General features: G+C 67.2%; 21 protein-coding genes. 15 read left to right on the top strand and 6 right to left on the bottom strand.

Annotated elements, in window-relative coordinates; translation table 11 throughout:
• A partial coding sequence (locus K2Y03_RS02295; RefSeq protein ID WP_294087898.1) for a GcrA family cell cycle regulator occupies nucleotides 1–267 on the bottom strand: 267 nt, incomplete at its 3' end.
• Nucleotides 268–334: 67 nt separating this feature from the next.
• Between K2Y03_RS02295 and K2Y03_RS02300 the strand changes: the two genes are divergently transcribed.
• The 9 genes from K2Y03_RS02300 to queE all read left to right on the top strand — a co-directional run bounded on the left by K2Y03_RS02300 (nucleotide 335) and on the right by queE (nucleotide 10,561).
• The gene (locus K2Y03_RS02300) at nucleotides 335–1,183 is read left to right on the top strand and encodes an ABC transporter permease (protein ID WP_294087900.1); all 849 of its coding nucleotides are present in this window, start codon (nucleotides 335–337) and stop codon (nucleotides 1,181–1,183) included.
• A gap of 64 nt (nucleotides 1,184–1,247) precedes the next feature.
• Nucleotides 1,248–2,291 carry an efflux RND transporter periplasmic adaptor subunit gene (locus K2Y03_RS02305; RefSeq protein WP_294087902.1) on the top strand — a complete coding sequence of 348 codons (1,044 nt, stop codon included), beginning with the start codon at nucleotides 1,248–1,250 and terminating at the stop codon, nucleotides 2,289–2,291.
• Nucleotides 2,288–5,350 (top strand): efflux RND transporter permease subunit, encoded by a 3,063-nt coding sequence (locus tag K2Y03_RS02310; protein ID WP_294087904.1) that lies wholly within the window; start codon nucleotides 2,288–2,290, stop codon nucleotides 5,348–5,350. The genes K2Y03_RS02305 and K2Y03_RS02310 overlap by 4 nt, the downstream gene beginning before the upstream one ends.
• Before the next feature lie 56 nt (nucleotides 5,351–5,406).
• Nucleotides 5,407–6,597, top strand: coding sequence for an aspartate aminotransferase family protein (locus K2Y03_RS02315; protein WP_294087907.1), 1,191 nt, complete (start codon nucleotides 5,407–5,409; stop codon nucleotides 6,595–6,597).
• Between the two features lie 23 nt (nucleotides 6,598–6,620).
• Nucleotides 6,621–7,541, top strand: coding sequence for an ornithine carbamoyltransferase (gene argF / locus K2Y03_RS02320; protein WP_294087910.1), 921 nt, complete (start codon nucleotides 6,621–6,623; stop codon nucleotides 7,539–7,541).
• Between the two features lie 98 nt (nucleotides 7,542–7,639).
• The gene (locus tag K2Y03_RS02325; RefSeq protein WP_294087911.1) at nucleotides 7,640–8,554 is read left to right on the top strand and encodes an Hsp33 family molecular chaperone HslO; all 915 of its coding nucleotides are present in this window, start codon (nucleotides 7,640–7,642) and stop codon (nucleotides 8,552–8,554) included.
• 113 nt (nucleotides 8,555–8,667) lie between these two features.
• Entirely contained in the window at nucleotides 8,668–9,072 is a 405-nt protein-coding gene (locus K2Y03_RS02330; protein WP_294087914.1) for a hypothetical protein, read from the top strand.
• 176 nt (nucleotides 9,073–9,248) lie between these two features.
• The gene (queC, locus tag K2Y03_RS02335) at nucleotides 9,249–9,932 is read left to right on the top strand and encodes a 7-cyano-7-deazaguanine synthase QueC (RefSeq protein ID WP_294087916.1); all 684 of its coding nucleotides are present in this window, start codon (nucleotides 9,249–9,251) and stop codon (nucleotides 9,930–9,932) included.
• Nucleotides 9,929–10,561, top strand: a complete 633-nt coding sequence (gene queE / locus K2Y03_RS02340; RefSeq protein ID WP_294087919.1) for a 7-carboxy-7-deazaguanine synthase — start codon at nucleotides 9,929–9,931, stop codon at nucleotides 10,559–10,561. Before queC ends, queE begins: the two co-directional genes overlap by 4 nt.
• On the opposite strand, the gene K2Y03_RS02345 is transcribed toward queE, so the two are convergent.
• The 3 genes from K2Y03_RS02345 to lipB form a co-directional block, all read right to left on the bottom strand.
• A complete protein-coding gene (locus K2Y03_RS02345) occupies nucleotides 10,529–11,197 on the bottom strand; it encodes a hypothetical protein (protein ID WP_294087921.1) in 669 nt (222 codons plus the stop codon). The genes queE and K2Y03_RS02345 overlap by 33 nt on opposite strands.
• 243 nt (nucleotides 11,198–11,440) lie before the next feature.
• On the bottom strand, nucleotides 11,441–11,683 hold the full coding sequence (locus tag K2Y03_RS02350; protein WP_294087923.1) for a hypothetical protein: 243 nt from the start codon (nucleotides 11,681–11,683) through the stop codon (nucleotides 11,441–11,443).
• A 126-nt stretch (nucleotides 11,684–11,809) separates the two neighbouring features.
• Complete coding sequence (lipB, locus tag K2Y03_RS02355) at nucleotides 11,810–12,466, bottom strand: lipoyl(octanoyl) transferase LipB (protein WP_294087925.1); 657 nt, start codon at nucleotides 12,464–12,466, stop codon at nucleotides 11,810–11,812.
• A gap of 116 nt (nucleotides 12,467–12,582) precedes the next feature.
• Between lipB and K2Y03_RS02360 the strand changes: the two genes are divergently transcribed.
• Together K2Y03_RS02360 and K2Y03_RS02365 are read left to right on the top strand one after the other, a co-directional pair.
• Nucleotides 12,583–13,434, top strand: a complete 852-nt coding sequence (locus K2Y03_RS02360; protein WP_294087927.1) for a hypothetical protein — start codon at nucleotides 12,583–12,585, stop codon at nucleotides 13,432–13,434.
• Nucleotides 13,431–14,171 (top strand): hypothetical protein, encoded by a 741-nt coding sequence (locus K2Y03_RS02365; protein WP_294087929.1) that lies wholly within the window; start codon nucleotides 13,431–13,433, stop codon nucleotides 14,169–14,171. The genes K2Y03_RS02360 and K2Y03_RS02365 overlap by 4 nt, the downstream gene beginning before the upstream one ends.
• Nucleotides 14,172–14,175: 4 nt before the next feature.
• On the opposite strand, the gene hemF is transcribed toward K2Y03_RS02365, so the two are convergent.
• Together hemF and K2Y03_RS02375 are read right to left on the bottom strand one after the other, a co-directional pair.
• Nucleotides 14,176–15,018 carry an oxygen-dependent coproporphyrinogen oxidase gene (gene hemF / locus K2Y03_RS02370; protein ID WP_294087976.1) on the bottom strand — a complete coding sequence of 281 codons (843 nt, stop codon included), beginning with the start codon at nucleotides 15,016–15,018 and terminating at the stop codon, nucleotides 14,176–14,178.
• 8 nt (nucleotides 15,019–15,026) lie between these two features.
• Complete coding sequence (locus K2Y03_RS02375; protein WP_367114748.1) at nucleotides 15,027–15,494, bottom strand: tRNA (cytidine(34)-2'-O)-methyltransferase; 468 nt, start codon at nucleotides 15,492–15,494, stop codon at nucleotides 15,027–15,029.
• A gap of 201 nt (nucleotides 15,495–15,695) precedes the next feature.
• Between K2Y03_RS02375 and petA the strand changes: the two genes are divergently transcribed.
• From petA to K2Y03_RS02395, 4 genes are read left to right on the top strand one after another with little or no spacing between them, the layout of a single operon-like run.
• Nucleotides 15,696–16,280, top strand: a complete 585-nt coding sequence (gene petA, locus K2Y03_RS02380) for a ubiquinol-cytochrome c reductase iron-sulfur subunit (protein WP_294087933.1) — start codon at nucleotides 15,696–15,698, stop codon at nucleotides 16,278–16,280.
• Nucleotides 16,281–16,294: 14 nt separating this feature from the next.
• Nucleotides 16,295–17,596: a cytochrome b/b6 gene (locus K2Y03_RS02385; protein WP_294087934.1), complete on the top strand. Its 1,302-nt coding sequence runs from the start codon at nucleotides 16,295–16,297 to the stop codon at nucleotides 17,594–17,596.
• A 14-nt stretch (nucleotides 17,597–17,610) separates the two neighbouring features.
• Nucleotides 17,611–18,426, top strand: coding sequence for a cytochrome c1 (locus K2Y03_RS02390; RefSeq protein ID WP_294087935.1), 816 nt, complete (start codon nucleotides 17,611–17,613; stop codon nucleotides 18,424–18,426).
• On the top strand, nucleotides 18,423–18,977 hold the full coding sequence (locus K2Y03_RS02395) for an adenine phosphoribosyltransferase (protein WP_294087937.1): 555 nt from the start codon (nucleotides 18,423–18,425) through the stop codon (nucleotides 18,975–18,977). The genes K2Y03_RS02390 and K2Y03_RS02395 overlap by 4 nt, the downstream gene beginning before the upstream one ends.
• Nucleotides 18,978–19,044: the final 67 nt, after the last annotated feature.

Below are 19,044 nucleotides of genomic sequence, written 5' to 3' on the forward strand. Positions count from 1 at the left end.
GGCGACGGGTGCCGGGGCAGGGGCGGCGGGCTTGGGCGCGGGCGCCTTGGCAGCGGGCGCCGGGGCCGCTGCCGCCGGTGCGGCCGCCTTCGCCTCGGGATCGTTCGGCTTCACCGGCGACGGGCGCGACTGCAGCCCCAGCCGGTGCGCCTTGCCGATCACCGCATTGCGGCTGACCCCGCCCAGCGTTTCGGCGATCTGGCTCGCGGTCAGGCCCTTTTCCCACATTGCCTTCAGCGTCTCGATCCGCTCGTCGGTCCAGCTCATCAACCTTGTCCCTTCAATCGCGCACGGCCCTTGCGGCGCCGCCCGCCAGTCTCTACCCGCTTGGTGCATGAGCAGCCCCGCCGACCCCGATGGTCACGTCCGCGCCGCACTGGCCCCCGGTACCCCCAGATTCCGCTCCGTCAACTGGGGCGGCCTCCAAACGCTCTATATCAAGGAGGTGCGCCGTTTCTTCAAGGTGCAGATGCAGACGGTGTGGGCGCCGGCGATCACCACGCTGCTGTTCCTGGTGATCTTCACCGTGGCAACCGGCGCGCGCCGCCCGGTGCAGGTGGGCGCGGGCACCGTGCCCTTTGCCGATTTCCTGGCGCCCGGGCTTATCATCATGGCGATGCTGCAAAGCACCTTTGCCAATGCCAGCTTCTCGCTGCTGGTCGGCAAGATTCAGGGCACGATTGTCGACTATCTGATGCCGCCCTTGTCCACGGGCGAATTGCTCGCCGGGCTGGTCGGCGGCGCGGTGACGCGCGGTTTCTGCGTCGGTGGTGCGCTGTTCGTGGTGATGCAGCTGTGGCCTGGCGTCCATCTGGTGCCGCGCCACCCGCTGGCCATTCTCTATTTCGCGCTGATGGGCACGATCTTCCTGTCGCTGCTGGGCGTGCTGACCTCGATGTGGGCGGAAAAGTTTGACCATGCCGCCGCCGTCACCAATTTCGTCATCGCGCCCCTGTCGCTGCTGTCGGGCACCTTCTACTCGGTCGATCGGCTGGAGCCCGCCTTTCAGGCGATCAGCCATGCCAACCCGTTCTTCTACATCATCTCCGGCTTCCGCTATGGCTTTCTGATGGCTGCGGATTCCAATGTGTGGCTGGGCATGTGGGTGATGCTGGGCATCAACACCGGCTTTGGCCTGTTCGTTTATCAGCTGATGCGGCGCGGCTGGCGCATGAAGAACTGAAAAAACAGTTTTGATTCGATACTGACCTTGCTATGGCCCGAGCCGGGCAAGCAAGGAGGCGGGGTTGCAGCGCGGCGTTTCTGTTCTGGCGATGATGCTGGCGCTGGGTCTGGCCGGCTGCGGCAGGCCGGCGGCCACACCCTCCGCCGATACCGCCCCGCCGCAGGTGCGCGTGGCGCGCGTGGGCGGCGAGGCGCAGGAAGCGCGTATCTCGGGCGTCGGCACGGTCGCCCTGCGGCGCGAGGCGCAGCTGGGCTTCACCAGCGCCGGCCGGATCGACCGGCTGCCCGTGAACGAGGGCGACCGCGTGCACCGGGGCCAGCTGCTCGCCGCGCTTGATACCACGACCGTTGCCGCCGATCTGGCCCGCGCCCAGGCTGAGCGGATTCGAGCGGCGGCCGAATATCAGCGCGCCGATGCGCTGCTGAAACAGGGCTGGATCACCCGCCCGCGCTTCGACACGGCGAAGGCCAATCTGGACGCGGCCGAGGCCAATGTCCGCGCGACCAGCTTCCAGCGCGGCAATGCGGTGGTGGTGTCGCCGGGCAATGGCGTGGTGCTGGCGCGGCTGGCAGAGCCCGGCCAGGTGGTTGCCGCCGGCACGCCGGTCGTCGTGATCGGCGAGGAGGCAAGCGGCTATGTGCTGCGCGTGCCGCTGGCGGACCGCGATGCCGTGCGCGTGACGCGCGGGGCGCCGGCCAGGGTGACGCTGGCGGCGCTGGGCGGCGAAACCGTGACCGGGCAGGTGGTTGAAGTGGGCGGCCGGGCCGAACGCGCGACCGGCACCTTCATCGTGGAGATTGCGCTGCCCGCCGATGCCCGGCTGCGCTCAGGCGAGATCGGCAGCGCGAGCATCGCCACCGGCGGCGCGGCCCTGCCGGTGCTGAAGGTGCCGGCCGCCGCCGTCTTTTCCCCCCGTGCGGGGGAGGGGTTCGTCTTTGTCGCGGACGGCAAACGGGTGCGGCTGCGCCGGGTGAGCGTCGCCGAGGCCGATGATGGCGGCATCACCGTCACCGGCGGGATCAAGCCCGGCGAGATGGTCGCCGTCTCCCGCGTTGACCGGCTGAAGGACGGCATGGCGATTGCGCCGATCGGGGCGCGCGAGTGAACATCACGGCGTTCGCGGTTCGCCGCTGGCAGCTGACGCTGCTCGTCTTTCTGCTGCTGGTGCTGCTGGGGGTGCAGACCTTCCGCAGCATTCCTCGCTCGGTCGATCCGCATTTCCCGATTTCGGTGTCCACCGTCACCGTCGTGCTGCCCGGGTCGGACGCGGCGGAGATCGAGGAAACCGTCGCCAAGCCGCTGGAAGACCAGCTGCAGGGGCTGGACCATGTCCGCGAAATCCGCTCGACCTCGACCGATGGCGTGGCCGTGGTCACGGTCGAGTTCGAACATGGCACCGATGCCGAGCAATCGCTCGACCGAGTGGTGCGCGAAGTGGGCGCGATCCGCGACCAGCTGCCGCGCGGCATTCAGCGCATCGCCTATCGCCGCCCGCGCACCACCGAGGCGGGCGTGCTGCAGCTGGCGCTGGTCAGCGACACTGCCAGCTGGCGGCGGATGGTGAAATATGCCGAGGATTTGCGCGACCGGCTGAACGTGGTGCCGGGGGTGCGCACCACCGCGATCGACGGCGCCGCGCGACCCGAAGTGCGCGTGGCGATCGACTCCGGCCGGTTGGCGGAGGCGCGCCTTCCCGCCTCTTCGGTTGCCAGCGCCATCCAGCAGGGGGGCGCGGACCTGCCCGCAGGATCGGTGACCGGCGCGGGCCGCCGCTACAATATCGATGCCGGCGGCGCCTATCGCACGGTGGAGGCGGTGCGCGACGTGCCGGTGCGCGCGGGCGACGGGCGCCTGCTGCGGGTGGGCGACGTGGCCGATGTGCGCTGGGCAGAGGCCGAACAGCTGCACATCACCCGTTACAACGGCCACCGCGCGCTGTTCGTGACGGTGCGGCAGAAGGACGATGTCGATGCCGGCACGCTGCGCAATGCGCTGGTGACGGCGGTGGACAAATATCGCCGCCTGCTGCCGCCCGACATGATGCTGGAAGTCGGCTTCGACCAGAGCCGCGACATTGCCCGCAAGCTGGAGCGGCTGAGCGAGGATTTCCTCATTGCGCTGGGGCTGGTGCTGATCACTTTGTTCCCGCTGGGGCTGCGCCCGTCGCTGATCGTGATGGTGTCGATCCCGCTTTCGCTGGCAATGGGCGTGCTGCTGCTCGCGCTGTTCGGCTATTCGCTCAACCAGATCACGATTTCGGGCTTCATCATTTCGCTGGGGCTGCTGGTCGACGATTCGATCGTGGTGACCGAGAATATCGAACGCCACATCCGCGACGGCGACCCGCCGGACAAGGCCGCAATCAGCGGCACGCGCGAGATTGGGGCGGCGGTCGCGGGCGCCACCGGCGTGCTGCTGTTCGCCTTTCTGCCGCTCGCCTTCCTGCCCGAAGGGGCGGGCGATTTCGTGCGCGGGCTGCCGATGTCGGTGATGCTGACGGTGGCCAGTTCGCTGGTCGTGTCGCTCACCATCATTCCGTTCATCGCCAGTCGCTTTCTGAAACCCCATGCGCCGGAGGGGAACGCCGCGCTGCGCGTGGTGATGGGGGGCATCCACCGGCTTTATGCGCCGCTGCTGCACGGCGCGCTGGAACGGCCGCGCCTGTGGTTCTATGGCGCGCTGGCGCTGTGCATCGGCGCGTTCGGCCTGGTGCCGGTGCTGGGCTTCTCGTTGTTCCCGGCCGCCGAGACGCCCTATTTCCTGGTCCGCGTGGAAACCCCGGAAGGGAGCAGCATTGCCGCCACCGACAAGGCCGTGCGCGAAGTGTCGGCCATTCTGAAGGCCGAGCCGGCCGTCACCAGCCGCATGGAAAATGCCGGGCGCGGCAACCCGCAGATCTTCTACAACATCCTGCCGCGCGAGGAGCAGCCGCGTTACGGCGACATCTTCGTCACGCTGAAGCAATGGGAAGTGGGCGAAAGCCCCAAGCTGCTCGCCCGGCTGCGCAAGCGGCTCGCCGAATATCCCGATGCGCGGGTGACGCTCGTCAATTTCGAGAATGGCCCGCCGGTGGAGGCGCCGATTGCGGTGCGCATTGCCGGGCCGGACCTCGCCGTGCTTAAGCGGCTGTCGGACCAGGTGCTGGCGGTGGTGGAGGCCGTGCCCGGCGTGCGCGACGCGAACAGCCCCTTTGCCTATGACCGAGTCGATCTGGACCTGGGGCTGGACGAGGCCAAGGCCGGGCTGCTGGGCGTCGCCCCGGGCGAGGCGCGGCGCGCGGTGCGGCTGGCGATCAGCGGCGAGCCGGCCTCACTGCTGCGCGACAAGGAGGGGGATAGCTGGCCGGTCACCGTCCGCCTGCCGATGGACGGCACCCAGCCGCTGGCGGCGCTGAAGGACGTGTACGTGCCGACGCTGGCCGGCGGCAGCATTCCGCTGCTCGAGATCGCCAGCCCCCGGCTGAAGAGCGTGCCGCCGCAGATCACCCGTTACAGGCTGGAGCGCACGGTGACGGTGACGGCATATAACCAGCCGGGCTATCTCACCTCGCGCCTGACCCAGACGGTGCGCGAAAAGCTGGCCCGGATGGCGGTGCCCGACGGCTATACCGTCAGCTATGGCGGCGAGGCGGAGGCAGCGCAGCGCAATTTCTCCGGCCTGGGCCCCATCATCATGCTGGCGACCTTCGGCATCATTGCCGTGCTGGTGCTGGAATTCGGCCGCTTCCGCGAAACCGCAGTGGTGGCGGGCGTGGTGCCGCTGGGCACCTTTGGCGGGCTGATCGCGCTGTGGCTGACCGGCAATTCGCTGTCGTTCCTGGCGATCATCGGCTTCGTCGCGCTCATTGGCATCGAGATCAAGAACTCGATCCTGCTGGTCGATTTCACCACCCAGCTGCGCGAGCGCGGGCTGGGCCTGCGCGACGCGATCGAGCAGGCGGGCGAAATCCGCTTCCTGCCGGTGCTGCTCACCTCGGTCACCGCGATTGGCGGGCTGCTGCCGCTGGCGATCGGCGGATCGGCGCTCTATTCGCCGCTGGCCTGGGTCATCATCGGCGGGCTGGTCAGCTCGACCCTGCTCAGCCGCATCGTCACGCCGGTGATGTATCTGCTCGCCGTGCGCCGCACCGAGGGGGGTGTTGCACCCGCCGGGCAAGCCGCCTAAAACGCCGCTTCAGGGCGGCCCTGGGCCGCCTTTCGCGTTTTGACAGGAGCTGTCCGATGGCCATTACCCCGCTCATGCCCGTCTATCCCCGCTGCGGGGTTCGGCCGGTTCGTGGCGAGGGGGCCTATCTGATCGGCGAGGCGGGCGAGCGTTATCTGGACTTTGCCAGCGGCATCGCGGTCAACTGCCTGGGCCATGGCCACCCCAAGCTGGTGGAGGCGATTGCGAAGCAGGCGGCCACGCTGATGCACGTGTCGAACCTCTATGGCTCGCCGCAGGGTGAGCATTTCGCGCAGCGGCTGGTCGATGCGACCTTTGCCGACACGGTGTTCTTCACCAATTCGGGCGCGGAAGCGGTGGAATGCGCGATCAAGACGGCGCGGCGCTATCATCACGTCACCGGCAATCCGCAGCGGCACACGCTGATCACCTTCCACAACGCCTTTCACGGGCGCACCATGGGCACGATCAGCGCGACCAACCAGCCCAAGATGCGCGACGGGTTCGAGCCGCTGCTGCCCGGCTTTGCCTATGCCCCGTTCGACGATCTGGAGGCGGCACTCGCGCTGATCGACGAGAACACCGCCGGCTTCCTGGTCGAGCCGGTGCAGGGCGAGGGCGGCATCCGCCCGGCGTCCGACGCATTCATGCAGGGCCTGCGCGCCGCGTGCGACGAGCACGGCCTGTTGCTGGTGCTGGACGAGGTGCAGGCCGGCTATGGCCGCACCGGCAAGCTGTTCGCGCATGAGCATTACGGCATCACGCCCGATGTGATGGCGGTGGCCAAGGGGATTGGCGGCGGCTTCCCGCTCGGCGCATGTCTCGCCACCGAAAAGGCGGCGCAGGGCATGGTGGTCGGCACGCATGGCTCCACTTATGGCGGCAACCCGCTGGCGATGGCGGCGGGCGAGGCCGTGCTCGACGTGATTCTGGAGCCGGGCTTTCTCGACCATGTCAGCACGATGGGCATGCGGCTGCGCCAGGCGCTGGAACAGATGCTGCCCAATTACGACCATCTGTTCGACCATGTGCGCGGCAAGGGGCTGATGCTGGGGCTGAAGCTGAAGACGGACAGCCGCGCCTTTGTGGCGCATGCCCGCGACCATCACGGCCTGTTGCTGGTTGCGGCCGGCGACAATGTCGTGCGCGTGCTGCCGCCGCTGACCATCGACGAGAGCCATATCGCCGAATGCGTCGAAAAGCTGAGCGAAGCCGCGCGCGCCTTTGCGCCGGCCGAGGCGGCCTGAGCGCGCGACTTCAAAAGGGGGCGATGATGCGGCATTTCCTCAATCTGGCGGACGCCGGGCCGAACGGGATCGCCGCGATGATCAACGATGCCCTGGAACGCAAGGCGGCGCGCGCCGGCTGGCCCAAGGGGCGCGCCGATGCCGATGCGCCGCTCGCGGGCCATGTGCTGGCGATGGTGTTCGAGAAGAATTCCACCCGCACCCGCGTGAGCTTCGACATGGCGATCCGCCAGCTGGGCGGCACCAGCATCGTGATGGACGCAGGCCAGATGCAGCTGGGGCGGGGCGAGACCATTGCCGATACCGCGCGCGTGCTGTCCGGCTATGTCGACGCGATCATGCTGCGCACCGATGACCATGCCAAGGTCGAGGAAATGGCGCGCCATGCCTCGGTCCCGGTGATCAACGGCCTGACCGACCTGTCGCACCCGTGCCAGATCGTTGCCGATCTGCTGACCATCATCGATGCCGGGCACGCGCTGCCGGGGCTGAAGGTCGCGTGGCTGGGCGACGGCAACAATGTGCTCTATTCGATTGTCGAGGCGGCCGGGCTGATGCAGTTCGACGTCGTCGCCGCCTGCCCGCAGGGGTTCCAGCCCGATGAGGCGACGCTGGCAGTGGGGGGCGGCCGCGCGCGCTGCGTGGCCGACCCGCGCGAGGCGGTGGCGGGCGCCGACATCATCGTGACCGACACGTGGATCTCCATGGGGCAGGCGCATGCCGAGACCAAGCTGGCGGCGATGATGCCCTATCAGGTGACGGCCGAGCTGATGGCGGCGGCCAAGCCCGGCGCGCATTTCCTCCACTGCCTGCCCGCGCATCGCGGCGAGGAAGTGACGGCAGATGTGATCGACGGGCCGCGCTCGCTGATCTGGGCGGAGGCGGAAAACCGGCTCCATGCGCAGAAATCGGTGCTGCGCTGGTGCTTCGGCCAGATCGGTTGAGTTGGCGGCGGCGCGTTCCTATCTGATCGCGCGTCAGCCCGTTCGTTACCCTGCCTGCGGCGGAACGAGCGGCTTTTTCTGTTTGGAAAGCACTCATCATGGACGCCGCCAACCATAGCCATCTCGATCGCGCGCTGGGTTTCACCATTCCGGGGCGCAATGCGCGCGGCCGCTTCGTGCGGCTGGGACCGCTGGTTGACACGGTGCTGTCGGCGCATGCCTATCCGCCCGCGATCGAGGCGCTGCTGGGCGAGGCGTTGACGCTCGCTGCGCTGATCGGCTCGACGCTGAAGGACAGCGACGGGCAGATGACGATGCAGGCGCAGACCGAAGGCGGCGTCGTCCGCCTGCTGGTCGCTGATTACAAGGGCGGCGAGCTGCGCGGCTATGTGCAGTTCGATGCCGACCGGCTGGCCGAAATGCCCGAGCAGCCCAGCCTGTTCGCGCTGTTCGGCGGTGCGGGCTATCTGGCCATCACCTTCGACCAGGCGCTGACCGGCGAGCGCTATCAGGGCATTGTGCCGCTTGACGGCGCGACGCTGGCCGAGGCGGCGCAGAGCTTCTTCTTCCAGTCGGAGCAGATCCCGACGCTGGTGCGCGCGGGTTTCCGCCGGCTGGAGGGTGGATCGCGGCTGGCCGGCGGCATGCTGCTCCAGCATCTGCCTGAGGGGGAGGAGGGGCGCGAACGTCTCCACACCCGCCTCGACCACCCTGAATGGGAACATGTCGCCGCGCTCGGCGGCACGATCAGCGCCGAGGAACTGACCGACCCCGCGATCGGGCTGGAGGAACTGGTCTGGCGCCTGTTCAACGAGGAGGACGAGGTGCGCGTGCTGGCCGAACGTGCGCTCAGCCGGGGGTGCCGCTGCACGCCGGACTATATCGCCTCGGTGCTTGCCAAGTTTCCGCTCGAGGAGCAGCGCGAAATGGCCGATGCTGACGGGATCATCACCGTCGACTGCGCCTTTTGCGCGCGCAAATTCCCGATTCCGGTGGCGGCGGCGGCGAAGTGAGGCTGGCCGGGGCGCGGGCCTTTTCGCCCCTGCGCCCCGGTTTGAGCCGGTGGATATTGCGAATCCGCAACGACGCACCCATCTTGGCGCTTGCGCGTGAAAGGGAGAGCGGCGTGCCCAGGCACCAGCAGGTTCTGGCAATGGCAGCGTTGCTGTGCTTGGCGGCCACCGGGCCGGCCAAGCCGCTTGCCATTGCCACCGTTATGGAAAGCGGCAACTGGCAGCTGCGCGAGCTGGACTCCACCACCGCGCTGCGCAGCCTGTGCATTTCCGATCCCGCTTCGCTCCTCCAGATCCAGCATGGCATGGCCAATTGCACGCATGCGGTGATCGACGACCGGCCGATGGAAGCAACGGTGCATTACAGCTGCCCCGGCGCCGGCCATGGCCGCACCACGCTGAAGCTCGAATCGGGGCACCGCTTCATGCTGGAAACGCAGGGGATCGACCATGGCGCGCCCTTTGCCGCGCGCTATGAAGGGATGAAGACCGGCGCCTGCGCCGCCGCGCGCCGTTAAGCGGGCGTACATTCTTGCATGCTATGAAGGAGATGTGTCTGTGATGGGCACGCTTTCCTCCCTAGGCTTGTTGAAGCCAGACTGGGCCGCTCAATTTGGGCGGTCCTTCTTTTTGTGGGGCGCTTTTTGCCCGGCCAGCCTTGCTGGCGGCCGGCTTCGCGCCTAGCTCGGCGGCCATGGACGATCGGTTGGCGGTGGTGCTCGTCTCGGGCGGGCTCGATTCGATGGTGGCGGCGGCGTGCGCGCGCGAGGCGGGGTTCGGCCTGCTCGCGCTGTCGGTGGATTATAACCAGCGCCACCGGGTCGAGCTGAACGCTGCGCGCGCGATTGCGCAAAGCCTGGGCGCGGTGCGGCACATCGTGCTGCCGCTCGATCTGTCGGCCTTTGGCGGCTCGGCACTGACCGCTGACATCGCGGTGCCCAAGACCGGGCTGACCGACGATATTCCGGTCACCTATGTGCCGGCGCGCAACACGATTTTCCTGAGCCTCGCGCTCGGCTGGGCGGAAGCGGCGGGCGCGCGCGACCTGTTCATCGGGGTGAATGCGCTCGATTATTCGGGCTATCCCGATTGCCGGCCCGATTTCATCGCCGCGTTCGAGGCGACGGCCGCGCTCGCCACCAAGGCGGGGGCGGGGGGTGAGCGTTTCCGCATCCATGCGCCGCTGCAGCACATGACCAAGGCCGATATCGCGCGCGAGGCGGCCCGGCTGGGGCTGGACGCGGGGCTCAGCTGGTCCTGCTATGACCCTGCGCCCGATGGCCGCCATTGCGGGCTGTGCGACAGCTGTCGCTTGCGCCAGCGCGGCTTTGCCGAGGCAGGGCTGGTCGATCCCACACACTATGCCGCGCGCCCATGAGCTATGCCGTCAAGGAAATGTTCCTGACGCTGCAGGGCGAGGGAGCACAGGCCGGGCGCCGCGCGGTGTTCATCCGCTTTGCCGGGTGCAATTTATGGTCGGGGCGCGAGGCGGACCGGGCGAGTGCGGTGTGCCGCTTTTGCGACACCGATTTCGTCGGCACCGACGGCGCGGGCGGGGGGCGTTTTGTCACTGCGGAGGCACTGGCGCTGGCGGCGCGCGGACATTGGGGCGCGGATGGTGCCGGCGCCTATGCCGTGCTGACCGGCGGCGAGCCGATGCTGCAGGTGGACGATGCGCTGGTCGATGCGTTGCACGCTGCCGGCTTCACCATTGCCATCGAAACCAACGGCACCTTGCCGGTCCACCCCGGTATCGACTGGGTGTGCGTCAGCCCCAAGGCGGGGAGCAACGTCGTCCAGCAGCGCGGCGACGAACTGAAGCTGGTCTGGCCGCAACCGGGCACCGATCTCGCCGCGATCGAGCAATGGGATTTCCGCCATTGGCTGATCCAGCCGATGGACAGCGCCTCTGCCGAGGCGAATACCCGCGCGGCGATCGATTTCGTGCTGGCGCGGCCGCGCTGGCGGCTGTCGTTACAGACTCACAAGCTGCTTGGGCTGCGCTAGGCCGCTGGCATATTGTTCCCAGCGCACCGGGCCGCAGGCACGCACCTGATAGTCGCCCCGGCTCCAGCAGGCATCGTCGAGCCGCGGCATGCGATAGTTGAACGCCATGCCCAGCCGGCCGGGGAAATATTGCTCGCCGGCCGGGCGCAGCGCGCTTTTCAGCTCGCGCATGCGGTTCTGCGCCAGCAGGTGCAGCCCACCGCGCTTGGTGAATAGCGCGTCATGGCCGACATCTGACGCGGTCAGACAGAAGATATACTGCGCAGACACTGTCGAAAAGGCGGAGTAGATTTTGGTGCCATATTCATCGAGCGCGCGCTGGCCGGCGATCTTTGTCTTCTTCATCCTGGTGAAATAGCTGTTGAGTGTGGTAAGCGACTGTTTCAACTCCTCCTGATGATCGGTCAGGAACGCGTTATAGGTTGGCACACTGAGCAGCATCGGCTGGAACTGGCACTGCAGCGCGGAAACGTTGAGCGCAACGCGCAGCGACCAGACCATGGCGGCGCGGATTTCGGCTTGGGTCGCACCGGGCAGCGCGGGCTGCAGCATGCCGGGCTCGTCGCCGCGCACCGGCGCGCCGCGCAGATCGGGGTTCTTGAAGAAAAACTGCGCGCCGGCCGGGCTGGCCGACATCAGTGCCGCCGTCGCGAGAGCGGAGAAACCCAAGGAAATCTTCATCGTGCCGTGCCCCGATCATGCAAGTCTTGGCGCATCTTCTTGCCCAGTGTGCGCAGTGGCGCAAGAGGGCAGCCGGGCCGGCCTGATCAACTGGCCGGGCGCCCGCCTCGCCCCGGCCCGCAGCCGCACACAGCAAAAGGGCCGCCCGGATGATCCGGACGGCCCCCTGCAGATCGCAGAAGCGATGCGAAAAGAAGCTTACTTCTTCTCGGTGGCCATCGCGTCGTTGGCGGTCGCCATGGCGTCGTTCGCCATTGCGCCACCAGCGGCCATCGCGTCGTTGGCCATCGCGCCAGTGGCGTTCATGGCGCCGTCGGTCGCCATCATGGCGTCGTTCGACATCATTTCGCCGGTGTTTTCGGCAGTCGCCATCGCGTCGTTGGCGGTGGTTTCAGCAGGCTTGTTGCAAGCCGAGACGATGAGCGCGGCGCCGGCGATCATCGAACCCGTCACAACCTTTGCAATGAGTGCACGCATTTGTAGCTCCCTAGATAGTGGATTTGGTCTTGGCTTTCCCGGCCTTAATCCCCAAATCGACGTGGACATTAGACGCAAGTTCGGCCAGCCTCAAGCCTCGATTTTGCCTGTGATAGGCAAACTATCGACGAAATCGCGCATCGTTCGTTCAAGCGCTTGATCAATAACGGAAAAATCTGTTTCGATGCCGAGCTGTTCCAGGCTCGTCACGGGGTAGTCGGGCAATCCGCACGGCACGATGCCGCCAAAATGCGACAGATCGGGCGCCACGTTCAGCGAAAATCCGTGCAGCGTGACCCAGCGCCGCACCCGCACGCCGATGGCCCCGATCTTGGCTTCCGCGCCGCCCTGCCGCGTCCAGATGCCGACGCGGCCATCGACGCGGTACGCCGCCACGCCCAGCTCGGCGAGCGCGTCGATCAGCCATTTTTCCAACCGGTGAACATAGCATCGCACATCGCGGCCGCGCAGTGCCAGATTGAGCATCACATAGCCGATCCGCTGACCCGGGCCGTGATAGGTATAGCGGCCGCCGCGCCCGCTGGGGTGCACCGGAAAGCGCGCGTCGAGCAGTTCGGCCGGGTCGGCGCTGGTGCCGGCGGTATAGATGCTGGGATGCTCCAGCAGCCAGATCAGCTCGTCGGCGCCCGCTTGCGCAATCGCGGCGGCGCGCGCCTCCATCACGTCCACCGCCAGCGGATAGGGGACGAGGCCCGGCGAAACCTGCCATTCGATCGGCATCTGCATGGCGCCCCCATGCGCCGCGCGGCCGCCCGGTGCAAGCCATTGCGGCGAATCGCATTTGGCAAGCGCGCCAAGGCCGGATAAGCGGGCGTGGCAGCTTATTGCGGGGGAGTTTGGCGTTGGCGCAGATCGACTTCGGCACCGTCTGGGACCGGACCAGCGACTATTTTGCCGAGCATCGCGGCCGGGTGTTGACGGTGGCCGTGCTGACCATGTTGCTGCCCGATCTCGCCCAGCGAGCGCTGCGCGGGCTGACCGTGGCGGCGGAAGGCGGCGCAACGGGCATCGGCGTGGCGGTGGTCCAGCTCGTGCTGGCGGGCGTGATCATGTGGGGGCAGCTGGTGCTGATGGCGGGCGCGGTCGACCCGGCCCGCTCGCTTCCCCAGGCACAGGCGCGCGCGACAGCCGCGTTGCCGGCGATGCTGGGCTGGGTGCTGGCGCTGATCGGGCTGCTGCTGCTCGCGGTGACGCCGGTCATCGCGCTGCTGCTTTACGCCGGGGTCGATCTGAACACGCTGGCGCAGGGCGGCCCGGTGGCCAGCGTCAGCCTGGGCAGGGCAATGCGGGGCTATGGCTGGCCGCTGCTCATCTATTCGGTATTCTGGTTGGCGCTGGGGCTGTGGCTTGCGGCGCGGCTGGCGATGCTTTCGGCCGTTGTGCTGGAAGAGCGCGCCGGGTGGCAGGTGCCGGCCCGGTCCTTCGCGCTCAGCCGGGGAATCGTGCTGGGCCTGATCGGCGTGCTGCTGCTTTATGCCGTGGTCACCTTCATTGCATCGCTTGCGGTGACGACGGTGCTGGGCGCGGTGTTCGCCATCGTCTTGCCGGGCGGCGGCGCGTTCAGCCCGTCGGCGGTGCTGACGGCGCTGGCCAGCAGCGCGGTGTCGACGGTCTTTTCGGTGCTGGCGGTGCTCTACACGGCCAAGCTCTACAATGCGGTCACCGCCCGCAGCACCTTGACGCTGGGCGCATGAGACTCGACCTGTCGGCGGCCGCCGCCGAAGCCTGGGCGATGTGGCGCGCCGACCGCGCCATTCTGTTGCCGCTTGCCGGGCTGCTGCTGTTCGTGCCCAGCCTGGCGATGATCCTGTTCCTGCCCGATGTGCCGGCCCGCCCGCCGACCGGCGCGGGCGTTGACGAGATGCGCGCCTTCAATGCCGCGATCATCGCCTGGTTCCGGGGCAATGTGCTGCTGCTGGCGCCAGTGCTGCTGGTGTCATCCTTCGGGCAGTTCGCGGTGCTGGGCTTTTATCTCGGGCGTCACGACGGCACGCTGGCGCAGGCACTGGTGCGCGCGCTCGCCCTGCTGCCGCGCTATCTGCTGGCGATGGTGGTGAGCGGGGGGATGGTCTTCGGCGGGCTGCTGCTGTTCATTCTGCCCGGTTTCTATCTGGCCGGCCGCACGCTGATGGTGGGGGCGGTGATCGCGGCCGAGCCGCTGCCGGCGCTGCGCGGGGTGGAGCGGTCCTTCACCATCACGCGGCGCCAAGGCTTCACGCTGGCGGGGGTGTGGCTGCTGGCGGTGGCGGCGGCGCAGCTGCTGGGTCAGCCGATGCTGCTCGCCGAGCAGGCCCTGCGCGCTGGCGGTGCGGCCAACCCGGTCGCCATCGTGGCGCTCAACCTGCTGGCGGCGGCGGTTTCCGCCGGGGTGGCGCTGGCGTTCACGCTCTATCAGGTTGCGCTCTACCGCCAGCTCGCCGCCGCCCGCTGACCGCTCAAGACCAGGTTGCGCGCGGGGGCAGGCTCATCAGGATCGCGTCGATATTGCCGCCGGTCTTCAGCCCGAACAGCGTGCCCCGGTCATAGACCAGGTTGAATTCGGCATAGCGCCCGCGCCATTCCAGCATGCGCGCCTCGTCCTCGGCGGTGAAGCCGGCGTTCATCCGCCGCCGCACGATGCGCGGAAATGCTTCCAGAAAGGCGCGGCCCACCGCCTGGGTGAAGGCGAAATTGGCGTCGAAATCGCCCTCCAGATGATCATAGAAAATACCACCCACACCGCGATGCACGCCGCGATGGGGGATGAAGAAATAATCATCGGCCCAGCGCTTGAACCGGTCATAATGGCCGGGGTCGTGCGCGTCGCAGGCGCGCTTCAGCGTGGCATGGAAATCGGCAGTGTCGTCGTCGATCGGGTTCGGCGGGTTCAGGTCGGCACCGCCGCCGAACCAGCGCTTCGTCGTCACCAGAAACCGCGTGTTCATGTGCACCGCCGGCACCAGCGGGTTGGCCATGTGCGCGACCAGGCTGATGCCGGTGGCAAAGAAGCTGGGGTCTTCGCCGGCGCCGTGGATGGTCTTGGCGAAATTCCCTTCGAACGTGCCGCCAACGGTAGAGACGTTGACGCCGACCTTTTCGAACACGCGGCCCTTCATCACCCCGCGCACGCCGCCGCCGCCGGGCGCGCCGCTGGGGTCGGTGCGGTCCCACGGCGTATAATCGAAGCGCGCGTCGGAGCCGGCCTCGCGCTCGATCGCTTCGAACTCGGCGCAGATCAGGTCGCGCAGATGCTCGAACCAGGTGCGCGCCGCGCTTTGCTGATCGTCGAGCTGCATCATCGCTTGCATCATCCCCCCTTGGGCCAGCCATTGGTCTGCCGCAGCGCCTCGCTCAGCACCAGCGCGGCGGCGACCGCAACGTTCAACGAACGGCTGCCCGGCACAAGCGGAATCCGCACCACCAGATCGGCCGCACCGACAATCGCCGGTGGCAGCCCGCGTGATTCGGCGCCCAGCAACAGCGTGTCGCCGGGCTGGAAATCGGCGTCGCCCAGCGCCACCGCGCCCGCCGTTTCCACCGCCACCAGCCGGCCGGTGCGCGCGGTGGCAAAGGCGGTCCAGTCGATGTGGCGCACCACCACCGCGCGCGCGGCATAGTCCAGCCCGGCGCGCACCAATTGCCTGTCCGACAAGGGAAAACCCATCGGCTCGATCAGGTCCAGCGGCACGCCAAGGCAGGCCGACAGGCGCATCAGCGTGCCGACATTGCCGGCAATGTCCGGCTCCAGCAGCGCCAGGCGGATGGGGGCAGTCATGCCGGCGGCATAGCCCGGTGGCGCCTATGCTGGAAAGCTATGCAGAATTGCCCTTGGCAATTCGCCAATCTTATCGCTATCAGGCGGCCAGCCAGCGATCTTAGTCGCTGACTCAATGCCATCGACGGGCAGCCGCTGACTGAAGCGAGCGCCATGCGACGGCAACCATCATTTTCGGCTTCGTTCGATAAGGGCAAGTGCATGGCAAGCGTTGATACCGCGTACCAACCTGGCGAGGGCCAAGGCGACCACGCCGAGGCTGAGGACGGTTACCGCCGCCGCGATTTTCTGAGCATCGCGGCCGTCTCGTTCGGCGGCGTGGGGGCAGCGGGTGTGCTGGTGCCGCTCGTCGCGCAGATGGCGCCGTCGGCCGACGTGCTCGCCCAGTCGACCACCGAGCTTGACCTGAGCGCGATCCAGCCGGGCCAGGCGGTCAAGGCGTCGTTCCGCAAGCAGCCGCTGTTCGTGCGCAACCTGACGCCCAGCGAAATCGCCGATGCCGACAAGGTGGCCGTGTCCACCCTGCGCGATCCGCAGACGCTGGAGCAGCGCACGCGCGAAGGCCACAAGAACTGGCTGATCACGCTGGGCGTGTGCACCCATCTGGGCTGTGTGCCGCTGGGCGCGGGCGAGGGCGAAAGCCGCGGCGAATTCGGCGGCTATTTCTGCCCCTGCCACGGTTCGGCCTATGATACTGCCGGCCGCATCCGCAAAGGCCCGGCGCCCAAGAATCTTGAGGTGCCGCCCTACAAGTTCACATCGCCGACCACTGTTCTGGTCGGTTGAGGGAGTAGAGCAAGATGAGCTTTCCCTGGGCAAAGCAGTATGAACCCAAGGTGCCGGTGATGAAGTGGCTGGACGATCGTCTGCCGCTCCCCCGCTTCGTCTACAGCGCGGTCGGCGGCGGCTATCCGGTGCCGCGCAACCTCAACTGGTTCTGGAATTTCGGTGTGCTCGCCGGCGTTGCGCTGATGAGCCAGATCATCACCGGCATCGTGCTGGCAATGCATTATGCCGCCACTGCCGATGGCGCGTTCAATTCGGTCGAGCACATCATGCGCGACGTGAATTATGGCTGGCTGCTGCGCTATGCCCACGCCAATGGCGCGTCGATGTTCCTGGCGGTGGTGTATATCCACATGGCCCGGGGCCTTTATTACGGCTCTTACAAAGCGCCGCGCGAAATGGTGTGGCTGCTGGGCGTGGTCATCTTCCTGCTGATGATGGCGACCGCCTTCATGGGCTATGTGCTGCCCTGGGGCCAGATGAGCTTCTGGGGCGCCCAGGTCATCACCGGCTTCTTCTCGGGCATCCCGTTGGTGGGCGAGGCGATCCGCGTGTGGCTGCTGGGCGGCTATGTGCCCGATCAGGCAGCGCTCAACCGCTTCTTCTCGCTCCATTATCTGCTGCCGTTCGTGATTGCGGCGGTGATCGTGCTGCACATCTGGGCGCTGCATATTCCGGGGTCGAACAACCCCACCGGCGTTGAGGTGAAGAGCGAGCAGGACACGGTGCCCTTCCACCCCTATTACACCGCGAAGGACGGGTTCGGCTTGGGCGTGTTCCTGCTGATCTTTGCGACCTTCGTGTTCTTCTACCCCAACATGCTGGGCCACCCGGACAATTATATTCCGGCCAACCCGCTGTCGACGCCGGCGCACATCGTGCCCGAATGGTATTTCCTGCCCTTCTACGCCATCCTGAAGTCGTTCACTTATGACTTCCTGATGATCCCGGCGAAGCTGTGGGGCGTGCTGGCGATGTTCGGCTCGATCCTGCTGCTGTTCGTGCTGCCGTGGCTGGATTCGTCGCCGGTGCGCTCGGCCAAGTACCGCCCGACCTACCGCATCTTCCTGTTCGTGCTGCTGGTCGACGTGCTGGTGCTGGGCTATGTCGGCGGCGCCGAACCCACCACGCCGAATGTCGTGCTGGGGCAGATCGCCACCATCTATTATTTCGCGCATTTCCTGGTGATCCTGCCGATCGTGTCGGCGATGGAGCGGCCCCGGCCGCTGCCCAGCTCGATCACCGAGGCGGTGTTGAAGGGCAAGCACGCGGCTGATGCCGCGCCGATGCCGGGCACCCTAGTGCCGGCCGAGTAAGGGGCAAAAAGAAAATGCTTCGTTTTTTTGCGGCCATCATCGGCCTGGTGTTCATTGCTGCCGCCGGTTTCGGCCTGGCCGGCAGCGTCTATAGCCTTGCGACCGAGGAGACCAAGGAGTCGGCGGTCGAGGTGCTGCACAAGCACCCCGAGCATTTGGAACTGGCCAGCAACGGCCTGTTCGGCAAGGTCGACGAGCGCGAGGCGCAGCGCGGCTTTCAGGTGTATCAGCAGGTCTGCGCCAACTGCCACTCGCTGACCCATGTCGCGTTCCGCGACCTGAAGAAGATCGGCTATACCGATGCCGAGGTGAAGAAGATCGCCGCCGACTGGAGCAACAAGGCGCCGACCTTCGACCCCAAGACCGGCGAGCGCGGCGACCGGCCGAACACCCCGGCCGACAAGTTCCCGACCGTCTATTATCCCGGCCAGGGCAATCCGCCGGACCTGTCGCTGATCACCAAGGCGCGGCATGACGGTGCGGCCTATGTCTATTCGCTGCTGACCGGCTATCGCGAGATGACCGAGAAGGAGATGAAGGAGCACCCCGACGCGAAGACGCCGGACGGCCTCTACTTCAACCCCTATTTCGCCAATCTCAACCTGGCGATGCCGCCGCCGCTGATGGACGGCGCGGTGACCTATGCCGACGGCACCAAGTCGACGGTGAAGCAGAATGCCAAGGACGTTGCCGCCTTCCTCGTCTGGGCCGCCGAGCCTGAGCTGGGCCAGCGCCACGGCATGGGCGTCATGGTGATCGTGTTCCTGCTGGTCGCCACCGTGTTCGCCTATTTCGCCTATCTCAACATCTGGCGGAACGTGAAGCATTGAGCGTTACCGAAACCGCCGGCGCCAATGACGACCTGAAGGCGCTGATCCGCACGATCCCGGGCTTCCCCAAGCCCGGGATCATGTTTCGCGACATCACCACGTTGCTGCTCGACGCGGCAGGCATGGCAAAGACGGTCGCGCGGATGGCGGCGGCGGTGGACGGTCCGGTCGATCTGGTCGCGGGGATCGAGGCGCGCGGCTTCATCTTTGCCGCCGCGCTTGCCGCGCCGCTCAAGGCCGGCGTCCTCCTCATCCGCAAGGACGGCAAGCTGCCCGGCGCCACCATCGCCGAGGATTATGCGCTGGAATATGGCACCGACCGCATCACCATGCACGAGGATGCACTGGTGCCGGGGCAGAAGGTGCTGCTGGTCGACGACCTGATCGCCACCGGCGGCACGGCGTGCGCGGCGGTGCGGTTGCTGCGCAAGGCCGGGGCGACGGTGACCCAGGCCAGCTTCGTCATCGACCTGCCCGAACTGGGCGGCGCCGATCTGCTGCGCGCCGACGGGATCGACGTGTCGGCGCTGGTTTCGTTCGAGGGCCATTAATCTTTTCTTTGCTATTGTCGGCTTCGCGCGCGGACGATTGAGTCGCGCGCGGCGCGGAGACCGTTGC

Origin of the sequence: Sphingomonas sp., from assembly GCF_019746015.1 — a bacterium.
Lineage (GTDB): Bacteria > Pseudomonadota > Alphaproteobacteria > Sphingomonadales > Sphingomonadaceae > Sphingomonas.

Excerpts from the sequence above, each read along its gene's own strand:
- K2Y03_RS02350 (WP_294087923.1), bottom strand. The coding sequence starts at position 11,683 with ATGATCGCCGGCGCCGCGCTCATCGTCTCGGCTTGCAACAAGCCTGCT.
- K2Y03_RS02375 (WP_367114748.1), bottom strand. The coding sequence starts at position 15,494 with ATGACTGCCCCCATCCGCCTGGCGCTGCTGGAGCCGGACATTGCCGGC.
- K2Y03_RS02325 (WP_294087911.1), top strand. The coding sequence starts at position 7,640 with ATGGACGCCGCCAACCATAGCCATCTCGATCGCGCGCTGGGTTTCACC.
- K2Y03_RS02315 (WP_294087907.1), top strand. The coding sequence starts at position 5,407 with ATGGCCATTACCCCGCTCATGCCCGTCTATCCCCGCTGCGGGGTTCGG.
- K2Y03_RS02390 (WP_294087935.1), top strand. The coding sequence starts at position 17,611 with ATGCTTCGTTTTTTTGCGGCCATCATCGGCCTGGTGTTCATTGCTGCC.
- K2Y03_RS02300 (WP_294087900.1), top strand. The coding sequence starts at position 335 with ATGAGCAGCCCCGCCGACCCCGATGGTCACGTCCGCGCCGCACTGGCC.
- lipB (WP_294087925.1), bottom strand. The coding sequence starts at position 12,466 with ATGCAGATGCCGATCGAATGGCAGGTTTCGCCGGGCCTCGTCCCCTAT.
- petA (WP_294087933.1), top strand. The coding sequence starts at position 15,696 with ATGGCAAGCGTTGATACCGCGTACCAACCTGGCGAGGGCCAAGGCGAC.
- queC (WP_294087916.1), top strand. The coding sequence starts at position 9,249 with ATGGACGATCGGTTGGCGGTGGTGCTCGTCTCGGGCGGGCTCGATTCG.
- hemF (WP_294087976.1), bottom strand. The coding sequence starts at position 15,018 with ATGATGCAGCTCGACGATCAGCAAAGCGCGGCGCGCACCTGGTTCGAG.
- queE (WP_294087919.1), top strand. The coding sequence starts at position 9,929 with ATGAGCTATGCCGTCAAGGAAATGTTCCTGACGCTGCAGGGCGAGGGA.
- argF (WP_294087910.1), top strand. The coding sequence starts at position 6,621 with ATGATGCGGCATTTCCTCAATCTGGCGGACGCCGGGCCGAACGGGATC.
- K2Y03_RS02385 (WP_294087934.1), top strand. The coding sequence starts at position 16,295 with ATGAGCTTTCCCTGGGCAAAGCAGTATGAACCCAAGGTGCCGGTGATG.
- K2Y03_RS02365 (WP_294087929.1), top strand. The coding sequence starts at position 13,431 with ATGAGACTCGACCTGTCGGCGGCCGCCGCCGAAGCCTGGGCGATGTGG.
- K2Y03_RS02345 (WP_294087921.1), bottom strand. The coding sequence starts at position 11,197 with ATGTCGGCCAGCCCGGCCGGCGCGCAGTTTTTCTTCAAGAACCCCGAT.